19 protein-coding genes are annotated in these 21,376 nt (G+C 52.3%); 5 read left to right on the forward strand and 14 right to left on the reverse strand.

The window, feature by feature from the left end; genetic code table 11:
* Nucleotides 1–108: 108 nt before the first annotated feature.
* From NST23_RS15800 to miaB, 8 genes are all read right to left on the reverse strand, one after another.
* The gene (locus tag NST23_RS15800; protein ID WP_340964070.1) at nucleotides 109–765 is read right to left on the reverse strand and encodes a Kelch repeat-containing protein; all 657 of its coding nucleotides are present in this window, start codon (nucleotides 763–765) and stop codon (nucleotides 109–111) included.
* Nucleotides 689–913 carry a kelch repeat-containing protein gene (locus tag NST23_RS15805; RefSeq protein ID WP_340964073.1) on the reverse strand — a complete coding sequence of 75 codons (225 nt, stop codon included), beginning with the start codon at nucleotides 911–913 and terminating at the stop codon, nucleotides 689–691. The genes NST23_RS15800 and NST23_RS15805 overlap by 77 nt, the downstream gene beginning before the upstream one ends.
* Nucleotides 914–957: 44 nt before the next feature.
* Nucleotides 958–3,114, reverse strand: coding sequence for a DNA mismatch repair endonuclease MutL (gene mutL, locus NST23_RS15810; RefSeq protein WP_340964076.1), 2,157 nt, complete (start codon nucleotides 3,112–3,114; stop codon nucleotides 958–960).
* 24 nt (nucleotides 3,115–3,138) lie between these two features.
* Entirely contained in the window at nucleotides 3,139–5,712 is a 2,574-nt protein-coding gene (gene mutS, locus NST23_RS15815) for a DNA mismatch repair protein MutS (RefSeq protein WP_122965273.1), read from the reverse strand.
* Between the two features lie 85 nt (nucleotides 5,713–5,797).
* A complete protein-coding gene (locus NST23_RS15820) occupies nucleotides 5,798–7,084 on the reverse strand; it encodes a putative amidoligase domain-containing protein (RefSeq protein ID WP_340964080.1) in 1,287 nt (428 codons plus the stop codon).
* Nucleotides 7,085–7,206: 122 nt separating this feature from the next.
* A complete protein-coding gene (cotE, locus tag NST23_RS15825; protein ID WP_063227541.1) occupies nucleotides 7,207–7,767 on the reverse strand; it encodes an outer spore coat protein CotE in 561 nt (186 codons plus the stop codon).
* 135 nt (nucleotides 7,768–7,902) lie between these two features.
* Complete coding sequence (locus NST23_RS15830; protein WP_063227542.1) at nucleotides 7,903–8,346, reverse strand: RicAFT regulatory complex protein RicA family protein; 444 nt, start codon at nucleotides 8,344–8,346, stop codon at nucleotides 7,903–7,905.
* 3 nt (nucleotides 8,347–8,349) lie between these two features.
* Entirely contained in the window at nucleotides 8,350–9,861 is a 1,512-nt protein-coding gene (gene miaB / locus NST23_RS15835) for a tRNA (N6-isopentenyl adenosine(37)-C2)-methylthiotransferase MiaB (RefSeq protein WP_122965271.1), read from the reverse strand.
* A gap of 459 nt (nucleotides 9,862–10,320) precedes the next feature.
* Here miaB and NST23_RS15840 point away from each other — a divergent pair, with 459 nt between their 5' ends.
* The 4 genes from NST23_RS15840 (at nucleotide 10,321) to cbpB (ending at nucleotide 14,441) form a co-directional block, all read left to right on the forward strand.
* Nucleotides 10,321–11,547 (forward strand): S-layer homology domain-containing protein, encoded by a 1,227-nt coding sequence (locus NST23_RS15840; RefSeq protein WP_173598859.1) that lies wholly within the window; start codon nucleotides 10,321–10,323, stop codon nucleotides 11,545–11,547.
* A gap of 163 nt (nucleotides 11,548–11,710) precedes the next feature.
* On the forward strand, nucleotides 11,711–12,553 hold the full coding sequence (locus tag NST23_RS15845) for a lipoate--protein ligase family protein (RefSeq protein ID WP_122965269.1): 843 nt from the start codon (nucleotides 11,711–11,713) through the stop codon (nucleotides 12,551–12,553).
* A gap of 54 nt (nucleotides 12,554–12,607) precedes the next feature.
* Nucleotides 12,608–13,747, forward strand: a complete 1,140-nt coding sequence (locus NST23_RS15850; RefSeq protein ID WP_173596508.1) for an acyltransferase — start codon at nucleotides 12,608–12,610, stop codon at nucleotides 13,745–13,747.
* 220 nt (nucleotides 13,748–13,967) lie between these two features.
* Entirely contained in the window at nucleotides 13,968–14,441 is a 474-nt protein-coding gene (gene cbpB / locus NST23_RS15855; RefSeq protein ID WP_122965267.1) for a cyclic-di-AMP-binding protein CbpB, read from the forward strand.
* Nucleotides 14,442–14,505: 64 nt separating this feature from the next.
* On the opposite strand, the gene NST23_RS15860 is transcribed toward cbpB, so the two are convergent.
* From NST23_RS15860 to NST23_RS15875, 4 genes are all read right to left on the reverse strand, one after another.
* Nucleotides 14,506–14,853 carry a DUF3139 domain-containing protein gene (locus NST23_RS15860; RefSeq protein ID WP_122965266.1) on the reverse strand — a complete coding sequence of 116 codons (348 nt, stop codon included), beginning with the start codon at nucleotides 14,851–14,853 and terminating at the stop codon, nucleotides 14,506–14,508.
* A gap of 128 nt (nucleotides 14,854–14,981) precedes the next feature.
* The gene (locus tag NST23_RS15865) at nucleotides 14,982–16,082 is read right to left on the reverse strand and encodes a YheC/YheD family endospore coat-associated protein (RefSeq protein ID WP_122965265.1); all 1,101 of its coding nucleotides are present in this window, start codon (nucleotides 16,080–16,082) and stop codon (nucleotides 14,982–14,984) included.
* A gap of 163 nt (nucleotides 16,083–16,245) precedes the next feature.
* On the reverse strand, nucleotides 16,246–16,806 hold the full coding sequence (locus NST23_RS15870) for a tRNA (mnm(5)s(2)U34)-methyltransferase (RefSeq protein WP_063227550.1): 561 nt from the start codon (nucleotides 16,804–16,806) through the stop codon (nucleotides 16,246–16,248).
* A 35-nt stretch (nucleotides 16,807–16,841) separates the two neighbouring features.
* Entirely contained in the window at nucleotides 16,842–17,591 is a 750-nt protein-coding gene (locus NST23_RS15875) for an MBL fold metallo-hydrolase (protein ID WP_280648469.1), read from the reverse strand.
* A gap of 53 nt (nucleotides 17,592–17,644) precedes the next feature.
* On the opposite strand from NST23_RS15875, the gene NST23_RS15880 reads away from it, so the two are divergent.
* Complete coding sequence (locus tag NST23_RS15880; protein WP_122965263.1) at nucleotides 17,645–18,682, forward strand: YkvI family membrane protein; 1,038 nt, start codon at nucleotides 17,645–17,647, stop codon at nucleotides 18,680–18,682.
* Nucleotides 18,683–18,732: 50 nt separating this feature from the next.
* Here NST23_RS15880 and NST23_RS15885 read toward each other — a convergent pair whose 3' ends face one another.
* The gene (locus NST23_RS15885; protein ID WP_122965262.1) at nucleotides 18,733–19,599 is read right to left on the reverse strand and encodes a 2-oxoacid:ferredoxin oxidoreductase subunit beta; all 867 of its coding nucleotides are present in this window, start codon (nucleotides 19,597–19,599) and stop codon (nucleotides 18,733–18,735) included.
* A complete protein-coding gene (locus NST23_RS15890) occupies nucleotides 19,571–21,349 on the reverse strand; it encodes a 2-oxoacid:acceptor oxidoreductase subunit alpha (RefSeq protein ID WP_122965261.1) in 1,779 nt (592 codons plus the stop codon). Before NST23_RS15890 ends, NST23_RS15885 begins: the two co-directional genes overlap by 29 nt.
* Between the last annotated feature and the right edge of the window lie 27 nt (nucleotides 21,350–21,376).

A 21,376-nucleotide genomic window follows, 5' to 3' on the forward strand; every position in this document is an offset into this window, starting at 1 on the left:
TTGTGAATTTTTTTACAAAGAATGAATGTACGTAAGCCAAACAGGCCCATAGCGGATTGGGCCTGTTTGGTGGCGATCGCCTTTTCAACGATTGGCGAGCTGGTGATTTTAGTTGTACACGAGACTTCCCGTAATCGCTTCTTCGTTTTCGTTTCCGGCTTCATCGGCGAAAATGCCTGCTGTGAGTTTGATTCGGATGTTCGATCCTTTCGGCACAATATCCAGCGTAATGTCGAGGTGCTCCTCCGATACGACAACACGATCCTCTTCGCCAAAAGCCTGGTAAGCTCCCCCATCAATCGAGTAGGAGAGATTTTGCAAAACGTCCTGTCGGTCGACCTGCAAACGGGCAGCTTCGCTGAACAGCAGCCGGATTTGCAACTGTGGCTGGTAGAACAAGGTGGCTTTTTCGCTTTTCGATGTTTGACCTCCTGCAAGCAGCACCCGTCCATCCGGCAAAAGCGCTCCCATCGCCTCGAAGATTTTTTTCGGCAATGACGCTGTTTCTGCCCACGAGTCCTTTTCCGGATCGTACACCAGGGCAGATACTGTGCCCCAGCCGCCTGCTACCAATACTCTGCCATCCGCAAGCGCAACGGCAAACGGTTTGAAGCGCTCGATGCTCATCGGCTCGCCAGGCTCCCACGAGTCCGAGTCCGGGTCGTAAATGGTGGTTGTTTTCCATATCTTATCCGGATTGCCGGCAGGATCTCCGCCAACCACAAGGACTCTGCCGTCTGGCAAAATCGCTGCGCCCGGACCCATAGCGAACCTCGTCCATCTGGGCAAGACTCGACCATTCATCGTTTTTCACATCGTACCGCTCGCCTGTCGCCACCATTCCGCCGCCAATCACGACTACATCTCCATCCGCCAGGACAGCCGACGCCCCGCCGAATCGGTCGTCGTTCATCGGCGTTCATCCGAGGGGCGGTATTAGCAAAATGCGTGTTCGCACTACATGACGCGCTTGAACATTTTCTCCAAATCATAGCCAGTAAAGTGAATTACAATCGGCCTGCCGTGCGGACACGTAAACGGGCTGCTCGTCTCGCGCAGCTGATTCAGCAGGCTCTCCATTTCGGCGTGGGTCAAAAAGCGATTGGCTTTGATCGATGCTTTGCACGACATCATGATCGCAGCCTTTTCCCGCATTTGCACAGGATGGGCCTGCCCTTGCTCTCCCGCCTCCAGTACGAACTGAATCAGCTCTTCGATAACTTCCAGCTCGGCTCCTTCCGGGAACCAATGCGGGTGCGCCCTGACGATGAACGTGCGCCCGCCAAAAGCTTCTACTTCCAAGCCGAACGATTGCAGAAGCGACAGCCGTTTTTCCAGTCTGGCCGCCTCCGCGGTCGTGAACTCGACCGTGTGCGGAAACAGCATCATCTGGCTGGCCACACCTTCTTCTGCCAGCTTGGCCATGAAATACTCGTAGAAGATGCGCTCCTGGGCGGCGTGCTGGTCGATCAAGTACATCCCTTCATCGTTTTGGGCGACGATGTACGTTCCATGCACCTGTCCGACCGGATACATGACCGGAACAGCCGACTGCACGCGCTCCTCCGCTACAGGTGCGGCGTTCTGCTCTGGCTCGCTCGCTTGCTCTGCATCAGGTTGAGCAAGTGGAGCAGCCATGCCTTCAAGTGGGGCGGCAGAACCAGTCGTCCCTTCAAGCGAAGCAGAAGGACTAGCAGAATCACTCGTTCCTTCAAGGAAAGCAGAAGGAGCGGTGGCAACGGATACGGGCGCGACCTTTTCGAACACGCTCCCTGAAGCGGCGGCCTGCTCTTGTTGTGACCACTCTCGTCCCGTTTTCTCTGCTTCTGGAGCAGAACTCGCCAGCCCTTGCTCTTGCTCTGCACGCGGATAAGCTTCGGAAGCTTCCTGAACCTTCCTGCTTTGGGCAACCGGCAAAAGCTCGCTTGCCGCTTCTTTTTGCAACGGCAACGGCTGGCTTTGCTCCTGCCGCGCCATCCACTCTTGCAGGCGCGGGCTGGCTTCCACAAGTGAACGCGTCTGCGTCTCCGCGGCTGGCTTGGCAAACGTCAAGTCAAACTGCGGCTGGACGACTTGCGTGGTGATTTTCGCCTTTTGCGGTGTCTCCATCGGACGAACGATGCCCAAACCTTGCCGGAGCGTCGTTTTGACGGATTGCTCGATTGCCGTACACAGCTCGTCCTCTTTGCTGAACCGCGCCTCCAGCTTGGCAGGATGGACATTGACATCGACAAGCGTCGGGTCCATCTCGATTTGCAGCGCGACGATCGGGAAGCGGCCGATCGGCAAAAGCGTGTGATAGCCGCGCATGATCGCATTGTTGAGCGAATAGCTGCGAACGTAGCGACCGTTGACCAGTGTAGAAAGGTAGGAGCGGTTTGCTCGCGTTACCTCCGTCTTGGACAAAAATCCGTTCCAGCGGAAATCGAGCGTTTCCCCCGAAATCGGAATGAGAAGCTTGGCAATCTGTACACCGTAAATCGCCGCCATGACGTGCAGCAGCTTGCCGTCCCCCGTCGTTTGCAGCAAATTTTTCCCGTTGTGCGTCAAAAGAAAGGAAATCGACGGGTGAGTCAAAGCGAGCCGATTGACGTAATCCGAGATATGCCCAACTTCTGTGGCAATCGACTTCATGTATTTCAACCGGGCAGGTGTATTGAAAAACAGGCTGCGGACACATATTTCCGTCCCTTGCACTGCTGCCGCGTCTGCCACTTCGCTGACTGCGCCGCCTTCGACCAGCAGCCGCGTACCGATCTCGCGGCTCGATCGGTTGCTCGTCAGCTCCATCCGAGACACAGCGGCAATACTCGGCAAAGCTTCGCCGCGAAAGCCGAGTGTGCGAATCCGGAACAAGTCGCGCTGGGTGCTGATCTTGCTCGTCGCATGGCGTTCCAATGCCAGCAAGCAATCGTCCCGATCCATGCCGTGTCCGTTGTCGACAATGCGGATCAGCTCCAGACCGCCTTCCTCCACATGAATCTCAATCGAAGTGGCTTTGGCGTCAATCGCGTTCTCGACCAGCTCTTTGACGACAGATGCCGGACGTTCCACCACTTCACCCGCCGCGATCATATTGGCGAGCTGCTCATCAAGCACTCGAATCGTTCCCATGCGATCCTCCCCTCCCCCCGAAGCTTATTTTTTCTTCAACTGTTGTTTCCACGCGAACAGCTTCATCATCGCATCCATCGGTGTCGTCTGATTCAGGTCGATCTCACGCAAATCGCGCAAAATCTCTTCTTCCTCCGACGACAAAAGCGACACAGGCTCCTCGCGCACAGCGGCAACTGGCGCGGACCAGAGCGACTCTAGCGACATCTGCATGTCGGAAGCAGCCGAACTTGTTGCTTCCAGTCCTGCCAAAATGCTGCGTGCCCGCTCGATGACCCATCCAGGCATTTCCGCCAGCTCCGCCACGTGAATCCCGTAGCTTTTATCTGCCCGGCCTTCTTCGATCTTGTGCAGGAACAACAGCTTGCCGTCTCGCTCCTCGCAGCGGGCGTTCACGTTGACGACGCCTTTCATCGTCTCCGCAAGGCCCGTCAGCTCGTGATAGTGCGTGGAAAACAGCGTCTTGGCACCGATCCGCTGGCAAATGTACTCGATGACCGCCTGTGCCAGCGCCATGCCATCGTACGTAGAAGTCCCGCGACCGATCTCATCGAGCAAGATCAAGCTTTTTGCTGTCGCCTTTTGCAAGGCATGTCTCGTCTCCAGCATCTCGACCATGAACGTACTGTGACCGCCGACGAGGTCGTCAGCCGCTCCGATCCGGGTAAAAATCTGATCGACAATCGACAGCTTCGCTTCTTTTGCCGGGACGAAACAACCGATTTGCGCCATGACCGTAATGAGGGCGATTTGGCGCATATACGTGCTTTTACCAGCCATGTTCGGTCCCGTGATCAGCAGCACTTGACGCTCGTCCTGGTTCATCCTCACGTCGTTCGCCACGTATTTCTCCCGCTCCAATACGGCTTCCACAACGGGATGGCGGCCGTCCACGATCACGTATTCCCCGTCATCGACAAGCTGCGGGCGCACGAATCCGCGCTCGTCACTGACCGTAGCGAAAGCCTGGAGAACGTCTACAGAGGCAATCCGTTCGGCAAGGCTTTGCAATCTCGGAATGTGCTTGGCGATTTCGCTGCGGACGGCGGCAAACAGCTGGTACTCCAGCTCAATCATTTTTTCCTCTGCTTCGAGAATGAGCGCTTCCCGCTCTTTCAACTCGGGGGTTATGTAGCGCTCTGCGTTGGCGAGCGTTTGCTTGCGCTCGTAACGGCCCGCTGGCACGTTGGCAATGTTGGACTTGGATACCTCGATGTAATAGCCGAACACTTTGTTGAATCCGACTTTCAGCGAGCGAATCCCTGTCGCTTCCCGTTCGCTTTGCTCCAATTGGGCAATCCACGTTTTTCCGTCGCGGCTCGCCGAGTGCAGCTTGTCCAAATATTCATCGTAGCCTGTGCGAATCATTCCGCCTTCCCGCACGGAGATCGGCGGATCGTCGACGAGCGCCGACTGCAAAAAGCTGACGAGGTCTGCGCACTCATCCATGCCGCGGGAAAGCTCCTGCAACACGGGCGCTTTTGTCTGCTCCAAGTACGCTTTCAGCTCAGGAACTGCCGTGAGTGACAATCGCAGCTGAATCAGGTCGCGGGCATTGGCGTTCCCATAGGAAATCCGCCCAGCCAGCCGCTCCAGATCGTACACGTTGTCCAGGCAAGTCCGCAAATCGGAGCGCAGCAACAAATCGGCTTTCAGCGCCTCTACCGCTTCCAGTCTGGCATCCAGCTCCGCGCGTCCGAGCAGCGGCCGCTCGATCCATCTGCGCAAAAGCCGTCCGCCCATCGCGGTTTGCGTCCGGTCCAACAGCCACAAGAGAGAACCTTTTTTCGTCTTGTCGCGGATCGTTTCGGTCAGCTCCAGATTTCTTCGGGAAAAGCCGTCCATTTGCAAATATTGCTTGCTGTCGTAGCGCTTCAAGAGCCGCATGTGGGCGAGACTGCGCTTCTGCGTCGTGCCGATGTAGTAGAGCAGCGCGTTGACGGCCGAGCGCATGGAGACATCCAGCTCTTTCCCTGTTTCGGGATACTGGTTGTCCACCGCAAAAGCATCCAGCTGGTGACTCTCTACAACCGTCGTCGGCAAAGCTGTCTTGGGCAAAGCTTCGACACCGCAGAACACCAGTTCTTTCGGACGGTATTGCAGAGCCTCATCCAGGGCCGCCTCCATCTGGCCGAGCACGGATGTGACGTACATTTCTCCTGTACTCATGTCGCATGCAGCAATTCCGACGCGGCCGTCCAGCGCTGCCAAGGCAGCCATGTAGTTGTTTTCCTTGTCGGTAAGCCATTTGCCCTCCATCATCGTGCCGGGCGTAATGACACGGGTCACTTCGCGGCGAACGACCCCTTTGGCTTCTTTCGGGTCTTCCACCTGTTCGCATACCGCTACCTTGTGACCTTTTTTCAACAGTTCCGCTATGTACCCATCCGCAGAATGATGCGGCACGCCACACATCGGAATCCGTTCATCGCCACCACCCTCGCGTCCGGTGAGCGTAATTTCCAGCTCGCGGGACGCGAGAATAGCATCGTCAAAAAACAGTTCGTAAAAGTCGCCTAAGCGAAAAAATAAGAAAGTATCCGGATAGTCTTTTTTGATAGCCAGATACTGCTGAATCATCGGGGTATATTGCGCCATTTTTTTCTTCTCCTAGCCTTCCAATCTCGACGCTATTATACCATGTTCCTCCCATGATGTTGATGCTCGATTCGCGGCAAAAAATTCACAGAAGATTCCAGGCACTTCTCAGGTCGAAATCGCAAAGCCATGTCTCGCCTCGCAGCAACAAGTCAAAATATTGCTCCAAGTGTATTCGCGAAAGCGCGTAGCCAGGCAACTCTCGCAATTCTTCGCGGATTTGCTTGACGTACGGCTCCAACGTTTCTTTGTCGCCGCGATAGTAAGCCTTGACCAGCGGCAACTGCAAATGCGGGGTCGCTTTCAGCTCGGCATGGCTCATCATGACCAGTTTGGCCAGATGCAAAACTCCACGCGCGACGACCGGGTGCACCAGCCAGCTTGGCAGCGTCCGGTATTCGAAGCCGTACGACTTTTCCCGCACATCGCCCAAAAAGCCGTAGCGATGCCTGCGCTCGATGCAACCCGGATCTTCAATCAGCACGAGCGGCAACGCCAAGTACGCATCGAGCTTGCGCCGCAAAGAAAACGTAGGCGTCATCCCGCCGAAGTGAATGTGTCCGCCAATCGGATAACCGGAAAAAGGCATCCCGCCCGCCAGCCACTCCACATCTTTGTGCGGGATTTTTTTCCCTGCGAGCCGCAACGCTTCGTAAATATGCAGAAACAGCTCGTCAGGGTCTTCCGTTGGGGCCGGACGCAATTCGGCTACAGGATGCTGATGCAGAGCCAAATCTTCCCGGTAGCGGGTCGTGTCGCACCCAACCGTCCCGTTGATTTTCAAAAAATCAGAGGCGAGCGCCATCTCGCCTGTCGCCCGGCGCAAGGAAAACTCCGGGTCCGCTCCCATTTTGTTCAGCTCTTGCGGCTGCTTGCTCATCCGCTCCCGCCACCACTCTCGCGCACGCTGCATGTAAGCATCTGCCTTTTGCGCAGGCCAATCCGGTTCCACGCGAACGACCTTCGCCCGATGAGAAGACGCTGCCATGACGGTCACTTGCCCCGCTTCGGCACCGACCGCATACAAGCTGCGCACGGCCAGCGCTTTTACGACTTGCACCTCCGGATCGGAAGAGGGAAACGGAACTGGCTCAAAGTCCGGCTCTTCCAGGCGATAAAGCAGCCATTGCGGGTGTTCCAGGCTCCGCGCGACATCGAGCACCAGGTCCTGGTACAGGCAAAGCTTGTAGGTCCGCCATCCAGGCGGTGTCGTGCGCCCGGAAGCCACAGGCAGACCACTCGTTTTCAACAGCCAGCGCCCGATCTCGGGACGGTGCAAAAAGGCGACAGCCTCTTTGGCGTTTGCCGTCATTGGCTGCGAAACAACGCTCTCCTGCAGTCCCTCCCATGCCCTTCCTCGCGTGCGTACCATGCTTTCCACTCTCCCATGCTGTATTCTTCGTTATCATATGATCGCGCCCAGAGAAGAGTGAGAGCCTAGCCTATACCGCTTTTTCCCGATAAAAAAAGAAAAAGAGGAGATATCTCTCCTCTTTAGTCAAGCTCATCGAGCATGCTGGCTGAATCAAAGTCGTCGAATTCATCACTGTTTTCTTCATAGTCGCCAATCAGCGTGAAGTCCTTGTCATCGCAGTTATTGCATACCACTACGCAGACTTTGGTTTCTCCAATGATTTCAACGGCAAATTCGCTTTCAACCCTGACTGTGATGGTACCTCCAGCACTCAACTCGGCTTTTACGCACTTCGGCTGTTCCACGGCGCGAGCGACAATTTCCAGATCGCCTCTGCAGTTTTTGTCGAAGAACGTAAGCGGAACGAGTACGGAGAACTTGACAGTTTCCCGCTTGACTTCGGTTTGCGTGTTATTGGCAAACGAGAACCACAGGTTGACGTCATACGTACCAGATACTTCAACCGCGTCTCCGACTTTCTCTGCCTGGAAGTTCGTGTTTATAATCCAGCATCCGAGGATCGTCGAAGGAGTTTGCGACGGTATGATGGTGTGGGTGGTAGTAGAGAATTTATGGCCTTTACCGCAGACAGCTTTCGCGATGAGTTCCCGGCACTGTAGATCTTTGTCTGTACCCGACATTTCGTTACCTCCTCCATACAACGTTTCTGTACATTTGTATGCAGGGCATTCGGCTAGGGTGCAAACACCCACCTGAAATTGGGTGCCTCGTTTGGGAACTCACGCGTAGCAACGTTTTGCGCGTTGGATGCTACCTTACGAGCAGCAACCGCCACTATGTTTCTTTTCCGGTCCGCCGCCAGTTTCGCCTGTCAGCGGATTTCCGCCTGTATCCAAAATAATACGCTCGGAAACGGTGTTCGTGATGACATTCGTCACCATTTGCAACAGATCGTTCACATCGACCTGCGATTGCTTAAATTCGGTGACGAGCGGAATCGCATCCAGCTCTTCTTGCAGCTGGTTGTATTCGGCTTCTACCTTTTCCACCAGTTCCTTTTTATTGATCGATTCGAACATGACCATCTGCTTTTGTTTTTGCTTCAGCTTGTCGATCAAGTCCTGCACGCGTTCATTGTGCTTGATTTGCAGCTCGGCACGCTTGAAGAAATCGACTTCATTCGTGCGGGAGATCATGGCAGCCAGTTCGCGCGCTTTGTCCAAAATTTCTTTTTGTGTGTACAGGTTTGTTTGTTCCATCTTCTACACCTCGACTTTGGTTACGAGTTCGCCATGAAGCGTCCACGTTTTCGCATCTGTAATTTTGACATGCACATATTGACCAATCAAAGACTTGTCTGCCGTGAAGTGCACGAGCTTGTTCGTGCGCGTGCGGCCAGCCAATACGTTCGGGTTGTTTTTCGACTCGCCTTCTACCAGCACTTCCAGAACCTGATCCTGCAGCTTTTTGTTCTCTTCCAGGCCGATCCGAGCCAGCACTTCGTTCAGACGGTAGAGGCGCGCTTTTTTCACTTCCATCGGCACGTTGTCTTCCATGACAGCAGCCGGAGTGCCCTCGCGCGGGGAATAGATGAAGGTATAGGCAAATTCATACCGGACTTCTTCGACCATCGAGATCGTCTCTTCGAACTGCTCGTCGGTCTCGCCCGGGAAACCTACAATAATATCTGAAGAAAGGGATACATTCGGAATCGCAGCCTTGATTTTGCGTACAAGCTCCAAATAGTGCTCCCGCGTGTATTTGCGAGCCATGCGCTTCAAAATCTCCGACGAACCGGATTGGACTGGCAAATGAATTTGCTCCACCAAGTTTCCGCCTTTTGCCAACACTTCAATCAGGTGATCGTCAAAATCGCGGGGATGGCTCGTCGTGAAACGAATGCGCGGAATGTCGATTTTGCGAATCTCGTCCAAAAGATCGCCGAAGCCATACTCGATGTCTTCAAAGTCTTTTCCGTAGGCGTTGACGTTTTGGCCGAGCAGCATAATTTCCTTGAAGCCTTGGCGGGCGAGGTCACGGACTTCCGCGATGACGTCTTCCGGACGGCGGCTCCGCTCTTTTCCTCGCGTATACGGCACGATGCAGTACGTACAGAACTTGTCACAGCCGTACATGATGTTGACCCATGCCTTGGTGTTTCCTTCCCGCTGCTTCGGCATGTTTTCGACGATGTCGCCTTCCTTGGACCATACCTCGATCACCATTTCCTTGCTGAACATGGCATCGCGCATCAGCTGCGGCAAGCGGTGAATGTTATGCGTCCCAAAGATCAAATCGACTTGCTGGTAGCTTTTCAAGATTTTGTTGACGACCTTCTCTTCCTGGGACATACAGCCGCAAACGCCGAGGATCAGGTTCGGGTTGTTATGCTTGAGCCGTTTCATATGTCCCAGCTCGCCAAACACTTTATCCTCCGCATTTTCGCGGATCGCACAGGTATTGAACAAGATGACATCCGCCGCTTCCACATCGTCTGTGGAAGTGTAGCCCATCTGCTGCAAAATGCCGGAGATCGTCTCGGAGTCATGCTCGTTCATCTGACAGCCGTATGTGCGAACGTGATAACGCTTTCCTTTTCCGATTCCTTGCATGTCTTCCGGGATCGCGAAATCGTAAAGCACCTGGATTTCTTCTTTTCCCCGCTTTTTCGCATCTTTCAAGGACGGGGGCTGAAAGTATTTCGCAAAGTCCGCCGTTGTTTTCGGTGACTTGGCGGATTTTAAGTCCGGAGTCGCCACTTTCGATTCCGTCATCATGTATCACCTCAGCTAGTATTTTCTTTATAAGTAACCAATAAAGAATTATAGCATTTTGGTGCATACAAAAGCCAATGCATAATGAGGCAAAATATGTACGAAACGAACGGAATCGTTTCGAAAAGGACGCTTTTCAACAGCAGCTTTTCGATGATTAAACATGCAAGTTTGCCGGGCATTCGCTATTCGCGAAACGAAAAGCTGCTCACTGTATAAAAGCCAAAATGGTGCAAGCTGCCTTCTGCCTATTCGACAGTAATGACCCAGCCTTTTTGCCTGACGATTCCCTGACCTTTTCCCTAAGAAGCTTCCCCGCGCTCCTGCCGTTTCCGCGGACGGCCTCCGTCTTTTTTCCTAATTTTCCCGAATTGACTTTGTCCCTTGCAACATTCCCCGCCCAGACGTCGTCGAAGAAGGCAGCTACCAAAAAACACGAGCAAAATTGAGGAGGTCAGCATGAAACGAGCATTCGCCTTACTTCTGTCGGTGTTGATGTTCCTGACTGCCATCCCTTTTGTCGGTGCCGCTTCGACTTCATTCTCGGACGTTCCCCGCAGTCACTGGGCGTACAAGGAAATCACCGAAATGGCAGCAAAAGGGATCATCAAAGGATATGACGACCGGACTTTCCGTCCCAACAATCAGGTAACCCGCGCAGAGTTTGCCAAAATCATGATTGCGGCAGCTGATGTCAACATCCAGAAAAACTCCGTCAGTCCAACGTTTAAAGATGTTCCCCGTTCCCACTGGGCGTTTTATTACGTCGAGTACGCAAAGCCTTACTTGACTGGCTACAAATCCGGTTCCACCTACACGTACAAACCGGATCAATCCGCCGTCCGCGAAGATATTGCGGTCGCTCTCGTTCGACTGCTTGGCTATGACAAAAAATACAAGGCGGACCTGGATCAGTTGAAGAACTTCCGGGATCAAAACGAAATTTCTTCCGCCCTGCGTCCGTACATCGCCATCGCCCTGCAAACTGATTTGATGAAAGGCTACAACAGCTACTTCCGCCCGCAAGACCCGATCACTCGCGCAGAAGCTGCTTCCTTGCTGTACCGGGCCATCCTGGACCGCGACGACGAAACAAAAGTCGTCTTCCCGAACCCGGAACCGCCAAAGCCTGAACCGATCAACATCAGCGACTCTTTTTCCAGCACAGAACTGAAAAACTGGGATACGAAAAAGGCTACCGGAAGCTGGGGCGTCATCAGCAAGCAAGCTACGGCTGTTTCCGACGATGACGACGTCGACCACTACTTCCTGCCGCTCAGCTGGAATGAATCCGCCAAACCGGAAAATTACGAGCTAAGCATCGATGTAAATGTATCGGGTACGAATGGATTGGCCGGACTTTTCTTCAACGGAAAAGACGGAAAAGCCAATGTCGTGTTCGTCCAAAAAGATCGCGTCGTTCTCGGCAAAGTGTCAGACGCCAACAAAGACGACATCGATGTCATCGCATCCGGTTCCTACAAGTTGAAATCGTCCAACCGCCTGAAGGTAGCTGTCAAAGGCAACACGGTTTCGATTTATGCGAACGATCAGTATTTGTTCGGACAGCAACAAATCAAGCAAGAAGGAACACAGCTTGGTCTGTACATGCAAGAGGATGCGGCAGAAGAAGCTCCTCGCAAAATGACTTACCTGGACAATTTCCAACTGAAAGAAGTGAAGTAACCCCCATACACCCGACACGCGCCTCTCTGCTTGTCGGGTGTTGTTTTTCTCAGGCTTGTCTGCAAGCTTTTCCCATCCAGAAAAAAGGGGGGCGAAAACCTAGAAATGTACACGGTTCAGTTGTATAATGATAGCTATTCTTGTCCTGTGAGGAGCCTTTTTCATGTCATTTTCTGTCAATCAGCCTTTCCACTGGATGGATTCAGGAATTTATCAAGGGCAACCGCTTGAACCGTTGTATCGCGACGAGGCTTTGGCGGCTGGTATGCAACGGGAATCTGCTGTACCGATCATCCACCTTTGGGTATACGATCAGGCTTTGTATCTGGGGCGCAGAGACGCCAGACTCCCCCATCTGGAGCAAGCTCTGCACCAGTTCGGTCAGGATGGCTTCGGCTGTGTGCTGCGATCTTCCGGCGGCGCCTGTGTACCGCTGGATGCTGGTGTGCTCAACATCGCCTGGCTCTTGCCCGATACGGCAATCTCTATCGATGCTTTCTTTGCTTTTGTAGCCGACATGCTTCAAGTTGGGCTGCGCGACTACGGCGAGCTGGAATTTGGCGAGGTCGTCGGATCTTACTGTGCCGGAGAGTACGATTTTTCCTTGCACGGGAAAAAAATCGGGGGAATGGCGCAGCGCCGTACCCGCTACGGATCGATTTTGCAGATTTGCATTAATATAGAGGAAAGACCTCGCGGGGAATGGATGGAGCGTTTTTATGCGCTGGCCGGACTGGATGAGATGGAAGCGCACAAGCCGATTCCTGGCATCGTTGGCTCGACGGTAGGCAGCATTGCGGGACTGACCGGGAAGCCGACTACTGTCGACGATGTAAAAGCGCGTTTGTTCGCTGCGATTCGTTCCCAGTGGCCTGTCATCTCTGTTCCTTTTTCCGTAGAGGAGTCGTTGCTGGCCGAATCAGAGCATCATCTGTCCCAGCGCTTGCAGCTTTTCTCCTTTACCGCAAAAGAACTGGCTATACCCCAATGGCGTTTGCCTAAATAAGCTTTTCCATCTGGAAAATCAGGTGGTGTAGCCGGTGAGACTTTGGGAGGATTTATGAATAGCGATCGAAAGGGGACGTTTCAGGATCTGAATGCCCTTTTTGTTTTTGGAGCACTCTCTGTACTTGCGATTCACATTCTCGGTTTTTTTGTGGAAAACCAGCAAGACTATCCTTGGAATGGCGAAATCGAAACCGTTCTGCTCATTTTGTTGCGCTTCGGGCGCTCTCTGTTTATTTTTGCGACGGGCATGCTGCTGTTTTACTGGTATCAGCAACGGGAGATGAACTGGGCTGTCTTCTGGAAAAAGCGTTTTCGGGTCATCATTGTGCCGTACGTGATCTGGACGGCGATCTTCACCTGTTTCAAGCTCCAGACGGTTGATCCGAGCGTGTTGGCTGTTCCGTTTTTGGACAGCCTTTTTACCGGCAGCGCCTTTTACCATCTGTACTACATCCCGCTTTACTTGCAACTGTGTCTGCTGTTTTGCCTGATCAAGCCATGGTTTGAGCGATTTTTGCGCTTTCGCACGCTCGTTGTGCTTTTTGTTGGACAAATCGGCTTGTACGGGATTTACAACTACTTGTTCATCCACCCGCTCTGGGAAATCGACTGGGCAGCTTCACCGCTTTTGACTTTTTTCCAGCATACGTATGTGGCTGGACAAAACTACGTGCATATGTACATCTTCACGTTCGCCCTCGGTGCGTACGCTGGCCTGAATCTGGAGAAATGGCGAGCCTGGACATGGCGTTTGCAAGTGCCTGCCTGTATCGTCACGCTGATCACCGCGCTCTGGATTGCAAACGATTTCGTGAGCGGCTCGAAGTCGTATTACGAGAGCCTGAACATCTTCAATCCGCTCTATTTGCTCTATACGACAAGCTTTCTGATCAGCTTTTACTCGCTTTCCCGCTATCTCGGAAAGCTGCCCAAGTTCGGGCAATGGCTATCGGACATGGCCCGGCAAAACATGGCGATCTATCTCGTCCATCCGCTGATCTTGTTTTTGCTTGAGAGCTATGTCATTTTCCGGCTGGATTGGTCCACGCCCTGGATTATGCTGGCGATGTTCGTCGTGACGCCGCCGCTCTGTATTTTCCTGTACGAGCATACCCTCGTCTCGCACTGGATGCGGGGAAAAGGCAAGGCGACATCCAAGCCGCTTTACAAGACGGAAGTTTACAAAGCATAGCGCCCCGCGTTTGCTTTCCTCCAAACTCCTAATGTAATCAAAGGCTCCTTCTTGCATACTAGAATCAGGGACAATTGTTCCACACCTCGATTCTTTGCCTGGCAAACTGCCGGGCTTTTTTTGTGTAGATCTACCGCTGGCACCGCACTTACGGTATCATAGAAGAGGATCACTGGCAGCGCATTGGCTGCCGTAGACGACAGAAAAGGTGGTCGATCTGATGAATCAGGAAATTCCATTGTTACATACTCCCATTAAAGAGCTTATTATCGCTTCCACTAAGGTCGCTCATGTGCAATTGGGGAACTCACTTGAGCACGCCCTGCTCGTCCTCATCAAATCCGGTTACTCGGCTGTTCCGGTACTGGATCACCAATACCGTTTGCACGGTTTGATCAGCACAAACATGATTATCAACAAATCGCTTGGACTCGAACGCTTCGAGCTTGAAAAAATCTCCGAGCATACCGTCGATGATGTCATGGACACGAAAGTGCCGCGTCTGAATGATACGGATGAATTTTTAAAGGCTTTGGAAGTCTCGATTAATCACCCGTTTGTCTGTATTGAAGACAAGGAGCATTACTTCCAAGGAATTTTAACGCGCAAATCGATTTTGGCTCTGGTTTATCGCCATTTCCGCAACTTGCCGTACCCATTGGCCGAACAGCAGTCGGCACAAGAGAAAGCTTGACGTTGCATGCAAAAAGACGGGGGCCAGCGCCGCCGTCCTTTTCGTTCTCCATCAGCTTTTCCCGTCATTCCTGTTTGCGGTGATCGTGCTTCAGGTCCTTCTCTTCCCATCCCCGCTTTTTCCCTTCGTCTGTGAGCACATAACCGTACTGCATCACATCGTTGTGAGCGAAATAGATGTAGGTCACTTCCGGCTCGTCCGCAAAGACGACTTCCGCTAAAAAGCTCGGCAGCTTCTTGCTCCATACCCCTGTTACCGACTTGATCTGCTCTGGCTTGTAATGCGCTTCCTCTACCAAATATGTTTTCACGCGCTCGGCGTAGGCGTACTTGTTGTATTCGACATAAACAAAAGGCGTCAGCACGAGCAAGAGCACAACGACCAGCACAATCCACCACACGTAGCGTTTCATTCACAGCTTCTCGCTTTCTCTTTTTCCCAAGATTATACATAGCTGCTCTCTTTCGTCAATACGTGTCTTGCTTTTCCCGCCAAAATGAAAAAGCAGACGTTGCTCTCGCAATGGTCTGCTTTCCAGCGTCAACCGTGCAGCCGCAAGTATTGGGCCGCATGTTTTTTTCTGAGCTTTTGCTCCTCGATCAATGTCAATGCATACTCCATCGGATGACGATACGTCTGCTTGAACATCGCTTTTTCCCCTGCTTTGAAAAAGGAATAGCGCTGATCGCGCACATTGACCTCGATCAAATACGGATTGCCTTTCTCGTCGATCCCCATGTCCATGCCAAGGTCGGCCAGAGAAGGAAAATGACGCCCGTACTGTTTCGCGATCGCTACTGCCGCGTCATTGATTCGCTGGACCGTCTGCGCTTGTTGTTCAGGCGTGAACAGGGTCGACACAGCCTCCGAAAAAGGAACCGCTCTTCCGCCCCGTGAAAGGTTGCTCAGCTTGTTTTTGCTGTTGGCCACTTTGGCAACCATACCGCTCACTGTCCAGTCCCGCTCCCTGTTTTTTTGCACCGATACACGGATGTCAAACGTTTTTCCTCCGTAACGCGCCAGCGGAATCCCGCGCTGGATGAGAAAGCGCTTGTTGCCGACCCAACGGCGGACAGCCGCCAACAGTTCGGGGCGTGACATCACTTTGCGTTTTTTCGAAGCGATAAAGTGGTAGTCGCTGCCGTGTCGCTCGATTCTGGCTACTCCGATGCCGACAGAGCCAATCGACGGCTTGACGTAGACAACTTGGTATTTATCGAGAAACTGGCGAAGCTGTTCTCCTGAATAGGGAACCGTGTTAGGCAAGTATGGACGAATCTGCTCATTTTTCCAAAGCATCTGGTGGACCTTGCGCTTGTCGCGGACAACGAGGCCGTTAAAGACCGTCTTTTTCCTGCTCAGTCTGGAGATGACGGCACGGGCCTTTTGATCCCCTGTCAGGACGCGATTATGGATCACTTTCGGTATATGGACCAATCGGGAAACGAGTCTGTGTCCGTTCCAAAAATAGCCCTGCACCCGTTCATCGCCTGCAAGGACATGCCTGGGGTGAAAAAAGACAGGCTCCAATCCGAGCTCTTTGCCGATTTCTACATAGTACGGCAGACGCTCGTAAGACTTGTCTCCTTTGATCCCTTTCTGCATAATGCCCCAATCCAACATAATGCCGATTCTGTTCACAAAAGATCCCCCTTGCTCCATTCCTCACCATAAGGTATGTGTGAAAAACGGCAGGGGCGTGCCTATTTTGCGAACAGCAAGCCTATTCCAGCTCCAGACAAATTTCTCGTACCCGTTCCGTAATCTGTCGGAATATGCGCTTGCCCGGGAAAGGGAAATGAACTCATTGCCCCCGGCGTTCGATCGCCAGCAAAAAGGGAGCCTGGTTTTGCTGGTTGACGTACTGGTATTTCAGCACGAGAAACTCAAGCTGGCTGAGTTCCTGGCAAAAAGACTCGACGGCTTCCTTCTCGACTTCGCCTGCTGTGTGGCCCCAGTAGATCATGACGGTCATGACTCCCCCTGGTCGAAGCACTTGCAGACCAGACTGGATCGCTCGAATCGTGCTCGTCGCTTGCGTCGTAATTTCTTTGTCGCCGCCTGGCAAATAGCCGAGATTGAACATGATCGCACCTGCTTGCCCGTCCAGTCGGTCGATCTCCTCGTGACTGGCAAGCTTCAGCTCGACGCGCTCTGCCAAGCCTTCGCGCTCCAATCGCTCTTTCGTTTTGGCAATCGCCTGTGGCTGAATATCAAAAGCGATAACTTTCCCGGTCTCCTGGACGAGCTGCGCCAGAAACATGGTGTCATTTCCGTTGCCCATCGTGGCGTCAATCACCGTTTCTCCCGGTTGTACTCGCTCGCGAATCAGTTTTCGTGCTACCTCTAATACATTTGGAAACACTGCCCTCTCTCCTCTCTTTGTGTCGCACACATCGCTTATAGTTCGATTTTCAATCCAATCCGGGCCGCATAGACGGGACCTGCCACAAACGCCTCTGCCTGCGCCAGTACGTCGCTCTCCGGATACCCGTGAAACAGATGGGTGATCAGCAAAGAACGACAGTGGTGCGCTTGCGCCAACTCCGCTGCCTGGCGAACGGACAAATGCCCGTTTGGCCTGGAAGGCAGGTTATGATCCAAATAAGTCCCTTCGCAAATGAACAGGTCTGCCCCATCGACAAAACCGCTCCAGTTGGTGCCAGGCCCGCTGTCTGCGCCATACACCAGCGTCTTGCCGTTTGCCACAAGGCGCATCGCATAGCAAGGGTCGCCGTCTCCATGGTCGGTACGCAAAAAGGAGATGTGCGCATCTCCAATGGACAGGCTGGTCTCCGCGTGAACCGGAAAAAAGCGGGTTGCGTCCCGGTACGTCAACGTTTTTGTCTGTCCCTCTGGCTTGTCTGGAGCGTAGATGGGGAGCGGCTTGTCAGCAGGCCGCTGTCCGAACAGTTGATGAACCATCAAGCCGTACTGCAACACACCGACATCTGCCACATGGTCGTGATGATAGTGAGACAATAGCAAGGCATCCACTTCGTAAACAGGCAAATGAACGCCTAACTGGGAAAGCACCCCGCTTCCGCAATCCAGGAGCAGCTTCACTTCCTCTGTTTCGATCAAATAGCCTGGAGTGGCACCCTGAGGGCCTGGGTAAGGAGATTGGTAGCCAAGTACGGTTACGCGCATATTCGGTTCACTCCCATTCATAGGATGGAATAAGGTGGGACAGGAGGTCTGAGATGCAAGGAACATGGAGAGCCTCATGGCAAATCGCTTTTACGTATATCGGTACCGTCGTAGGGGCTGGTTTTGCTTCTGGCAAAGAAATTGTCGAGTTCTTTGTTCAATACGGAACGCAAGGCTTGATCGGCATTGTCATCGCCACAAGTTTATTTGTATGGGCCGGAATCCGTGTCATGCTGATTTCCTATCGCATCCAGGCCGATTCCTATCAAGAAGTCAGCACGTATTTGTTTGGGCACCCTTTTGGCACGGTTTTCAACACGTTGCTATTGACGGTGTTGCTAGGAACTACATCCGTCATGTTAGCGGCTACTGGCGCTATTTTCTGGGAGTCGTTTCGCTTGTCTCCGCAAATCGGCATTTGGCTTAGCATGATCTTGATTTTCTTCGTGACCCGCAAAGGGTTGTTTGCCATCCATCAAGTAAACAGCATCTTTGTACCGATGCTGATTTTGTTTACGCTGCTCGTGTTTCTCTATTCGAAGCCGTGGCTGTTTACAGGCGTCACGGTAGAAGCCGTACGCCCCTTGGCCTGGATCAGCTCTCCTCTCTATTATGTTGCCTTAAATGTCACGCTTACACAAGCAGTTCTTGTGCCAATCGGCAGACATAGTACGAGCGAAAAGCCACTGATCGCCGGCGGAATCATCGGTGGACTGGGAATCGGCCTGCTCCTATTGCTCGCCTATTGCTCGCTGTCGGTAAAAATGCCGGGTATCCAGGAGGCGGAAATGCCGATGATTGCCTTGCTAAAAGGACTGGGCAAAGGAATCCCCTTTTTGTTCTCGCTGCTGGTCTACGCGGAAATTTTCTCGACTCTCGTAGCCAACGTCTTCGGCCTGGCCCAGCAAATCCGCCAAGTTACCCGGTTGCGTGGCCCGACAATTCTTCTCGGGATTTTACTGATTTGCTACCTGGTCAGCTTTATCGGTTTCAGCTCGCTGCTGCGCTTTTTGTACCCGCTGTTTGGGCAGCTTGTCCTGTTTTTCCTGGTGATGCTCGTCTACAGACAATGGCGGGATCGCGCCTGGTAATAACGCAAAAAAACCTCTCCGTTTTTCGGAGAGGTTTTTTCATCGAAACCTTATGCAAATTCTGCAACCAGTTTATCGAAGTCTTCTTGGGAAAGACGAATGTCTTGGTTTGCCAAGCCTTCTTCTTTGAAGCCTTTTACGAGAGCTTCGTAAGGTTTTTGCTCGGTGTTTTGGTAGATCAGACCAGTGATCAGACCTTTGTATTGCATGGAAGTAGACATAGCCTTGATGCGGTCATGAGGATCGTAGCCTTCGATTGTGTCTACAGGCACGATGTTCTCTTTGAACCAGTCATAGGTGTTTACTTTGTTATAGGTTACACAAGGGCTGAATACGTTGATCAGGGAGAAGCCTTCGTGTTGGATACCTTTTTCAATCAGATCAGTCAAACCTTTCAGGTCGCTGGAGAAAGATTGAGCAACGAAAGTCGCACCAACAGACAGCGCCAGTTCAACTGGAGTGATGGAAGACTCGATAGAGCCTTGCGGTGTAGACTTGGTCACGAAACCAGTCGCGGAACGCGGGGAGGTTTGACCTTTTGTCAGACCGTAAATTTGGTTGTCCATTACGATGTACGTAACGTTCATGTTACGACGGATCGCGTGTACAGTGTGGCCCATACCGATTGCAAATCCATCCCCGTCACCACCGGCTGCGATAACAGTCAGCTCGCGGTTTGCCATTTTCACACCTTGTGCGATTGGCAGGGAACGTCCGTGAATACCGTGGAAACCATAGCAGTTGATGTAACCGGAAATGCGCCCGGAACACCCGATACCAGAAATAACCGCCAGATTTTCAGGTTCCAGACCTACGTTTGCTGCGGCGCGTTGAATAGCCGCCTGGATGGAGAAGTCTCCACAGCCTGGGCACCAGTTAGGCTTTACGTTATTTCGAAACTCTTTCATAGTCGCCATGTTTTACCAGCTCCTTCACTTCAGCATAGATTTCCTTCGGCAGGAATGGGTTACCGTCATATTTGAGCACAGATTGGATTTTTTCCGCGTTTCCAACGTGTTGTTTGAGCAGGTTTGTAACTTGCGCTTGGATGTTGTGCTCAACAACAACGACTTTCTTCGCTTTGTCCACAAGTGCTTTGATTTGTTCAGTTGGGAATGGGTGCAGCAAACGGATTTGCGCGTGGTTTACTTTCACTCCCTCTTTTTCCAGACGGCCTTTTGCTTCTTGAATCGTACCGATGGTAGAGTTGATACCTACTACCAGAACATCCGCTTCAGCGTGAGGTGCATCGACAGTTACAGGGTTTTTGAAAGTTTTCAGTACGCCTTCCAGCTTGCGCATACGTTTATCCATTTGTTGAACACGGTTAGCAGCATTCTCGGACGGACGACCCGTTTGATCATGCTCAACACCTGTTACGTGGTGCAGACCGTATTTTTGACCAGGAATTACGCGTGGAGAAACGCCGTCTTCGGTTACTTCATAACGTTTGAACAGGTCGTTTTGCTCTTTTTCTGGCAATTCTTGTCCAGCAAGCAGTTTTCCGCGGCGGATTTCTACTTGGCTGTAGTCAAATGGAGTAACAGTTTGTTTGCCCAAGGAAAGAGTCAGGTCAGTCATCAAAATAACTGGCAACTGATATTCTTCGGCAATGTTGAAAGCTTCAACGGCATCGTAGAAACACTCTTCTACTGTGCTTGGCGTGATAACGACTTTTGGAATGTCACCGTGAGTACCATAAATCATCGCATTCACGTCGGATTGCTCGATTTTGGTAGGCATACCTGTAGATGGGCCACCACGTTGCGTGTTCACGATCACAACTGGTGTTTCTGTGATACCAGCCAGACCGATTGCTTCCATCATCAGAGCCAGACCAGGACCTGCAGAAGCAGTCAAGGAACGGGCACCACCGTAGTTAGCACCGATTGCCATTGTAATCGCAGCGATCTCGTCTTCCGTTTGGATAACGGTTCCGCCCAATTTTGGCAGCTTTTTGATCAAGTATTCCATTACTTCGGAAGCAGGTGTGATCGGGTAAGCTGGCATGAAGCGGCAGCCTGCTGCTACAGCACCCAGAGCGATCGCATCGTTACCGATCAGGAACAGTTGTTTTTGCGGATCTGCTTTTTCCATTTGGAATTCAGGCAGTTGACCGCCAGTCAGTTCATTTACGAAATCAAATCCGCGACGAATGGCATCCATGTTCTTTTCAACCACTTTTTCGCCTTTGCGGAGGAACATATCTTCAACGATAACACGGTAACTTTCCACTGGAATGCCGAGGATTGCACTGGACGCACCAATCGACACCATGTTTTTCATCAGGGAAGTTCCCAGTTCATCAGCAATCTCAGTTAGTGGTACAGTGAAGAAGCGAACTGGCTTCAACCCGTCCGGCAACTTTGGATTGAATTTAGCATCCGCGATAATGATGCCGCCTTCGCGCAGCTCATGCGCATTGAAATCGATCGTCTCCTGGTCAAACGCTACGAGAATGTCCAGATCGTCAGAGATCGCACGCATTGGTGTTGTGCTCACGCGAATTTTGTTGTTCGTGTGTCCACCCTTAATACGGGAAGAGAAGTGACGGTAGCTGTACAGATGGTAACCCATCCGGTTCATCGCCATCGAGAAAATCTCACCAGTACTCTCGATACCCTCCCCTTGCTGTCCTCCAACTTTCCAGGAAAGTTGACTAATCATTCAGATTCCACCCTTTCAGTGACTGTG

The organism is Brevibacillus sp. FSL K6-0770, from assembly GCF_038000275.1.
In the GTDB taxonomy this organism is placed as follows: domain Bacteria; phylum Bacillota; class Bacilli; order Brevibacillales; family Brevibacillaceae; genus Brevibacillus; species Brevibacillus parabrevis.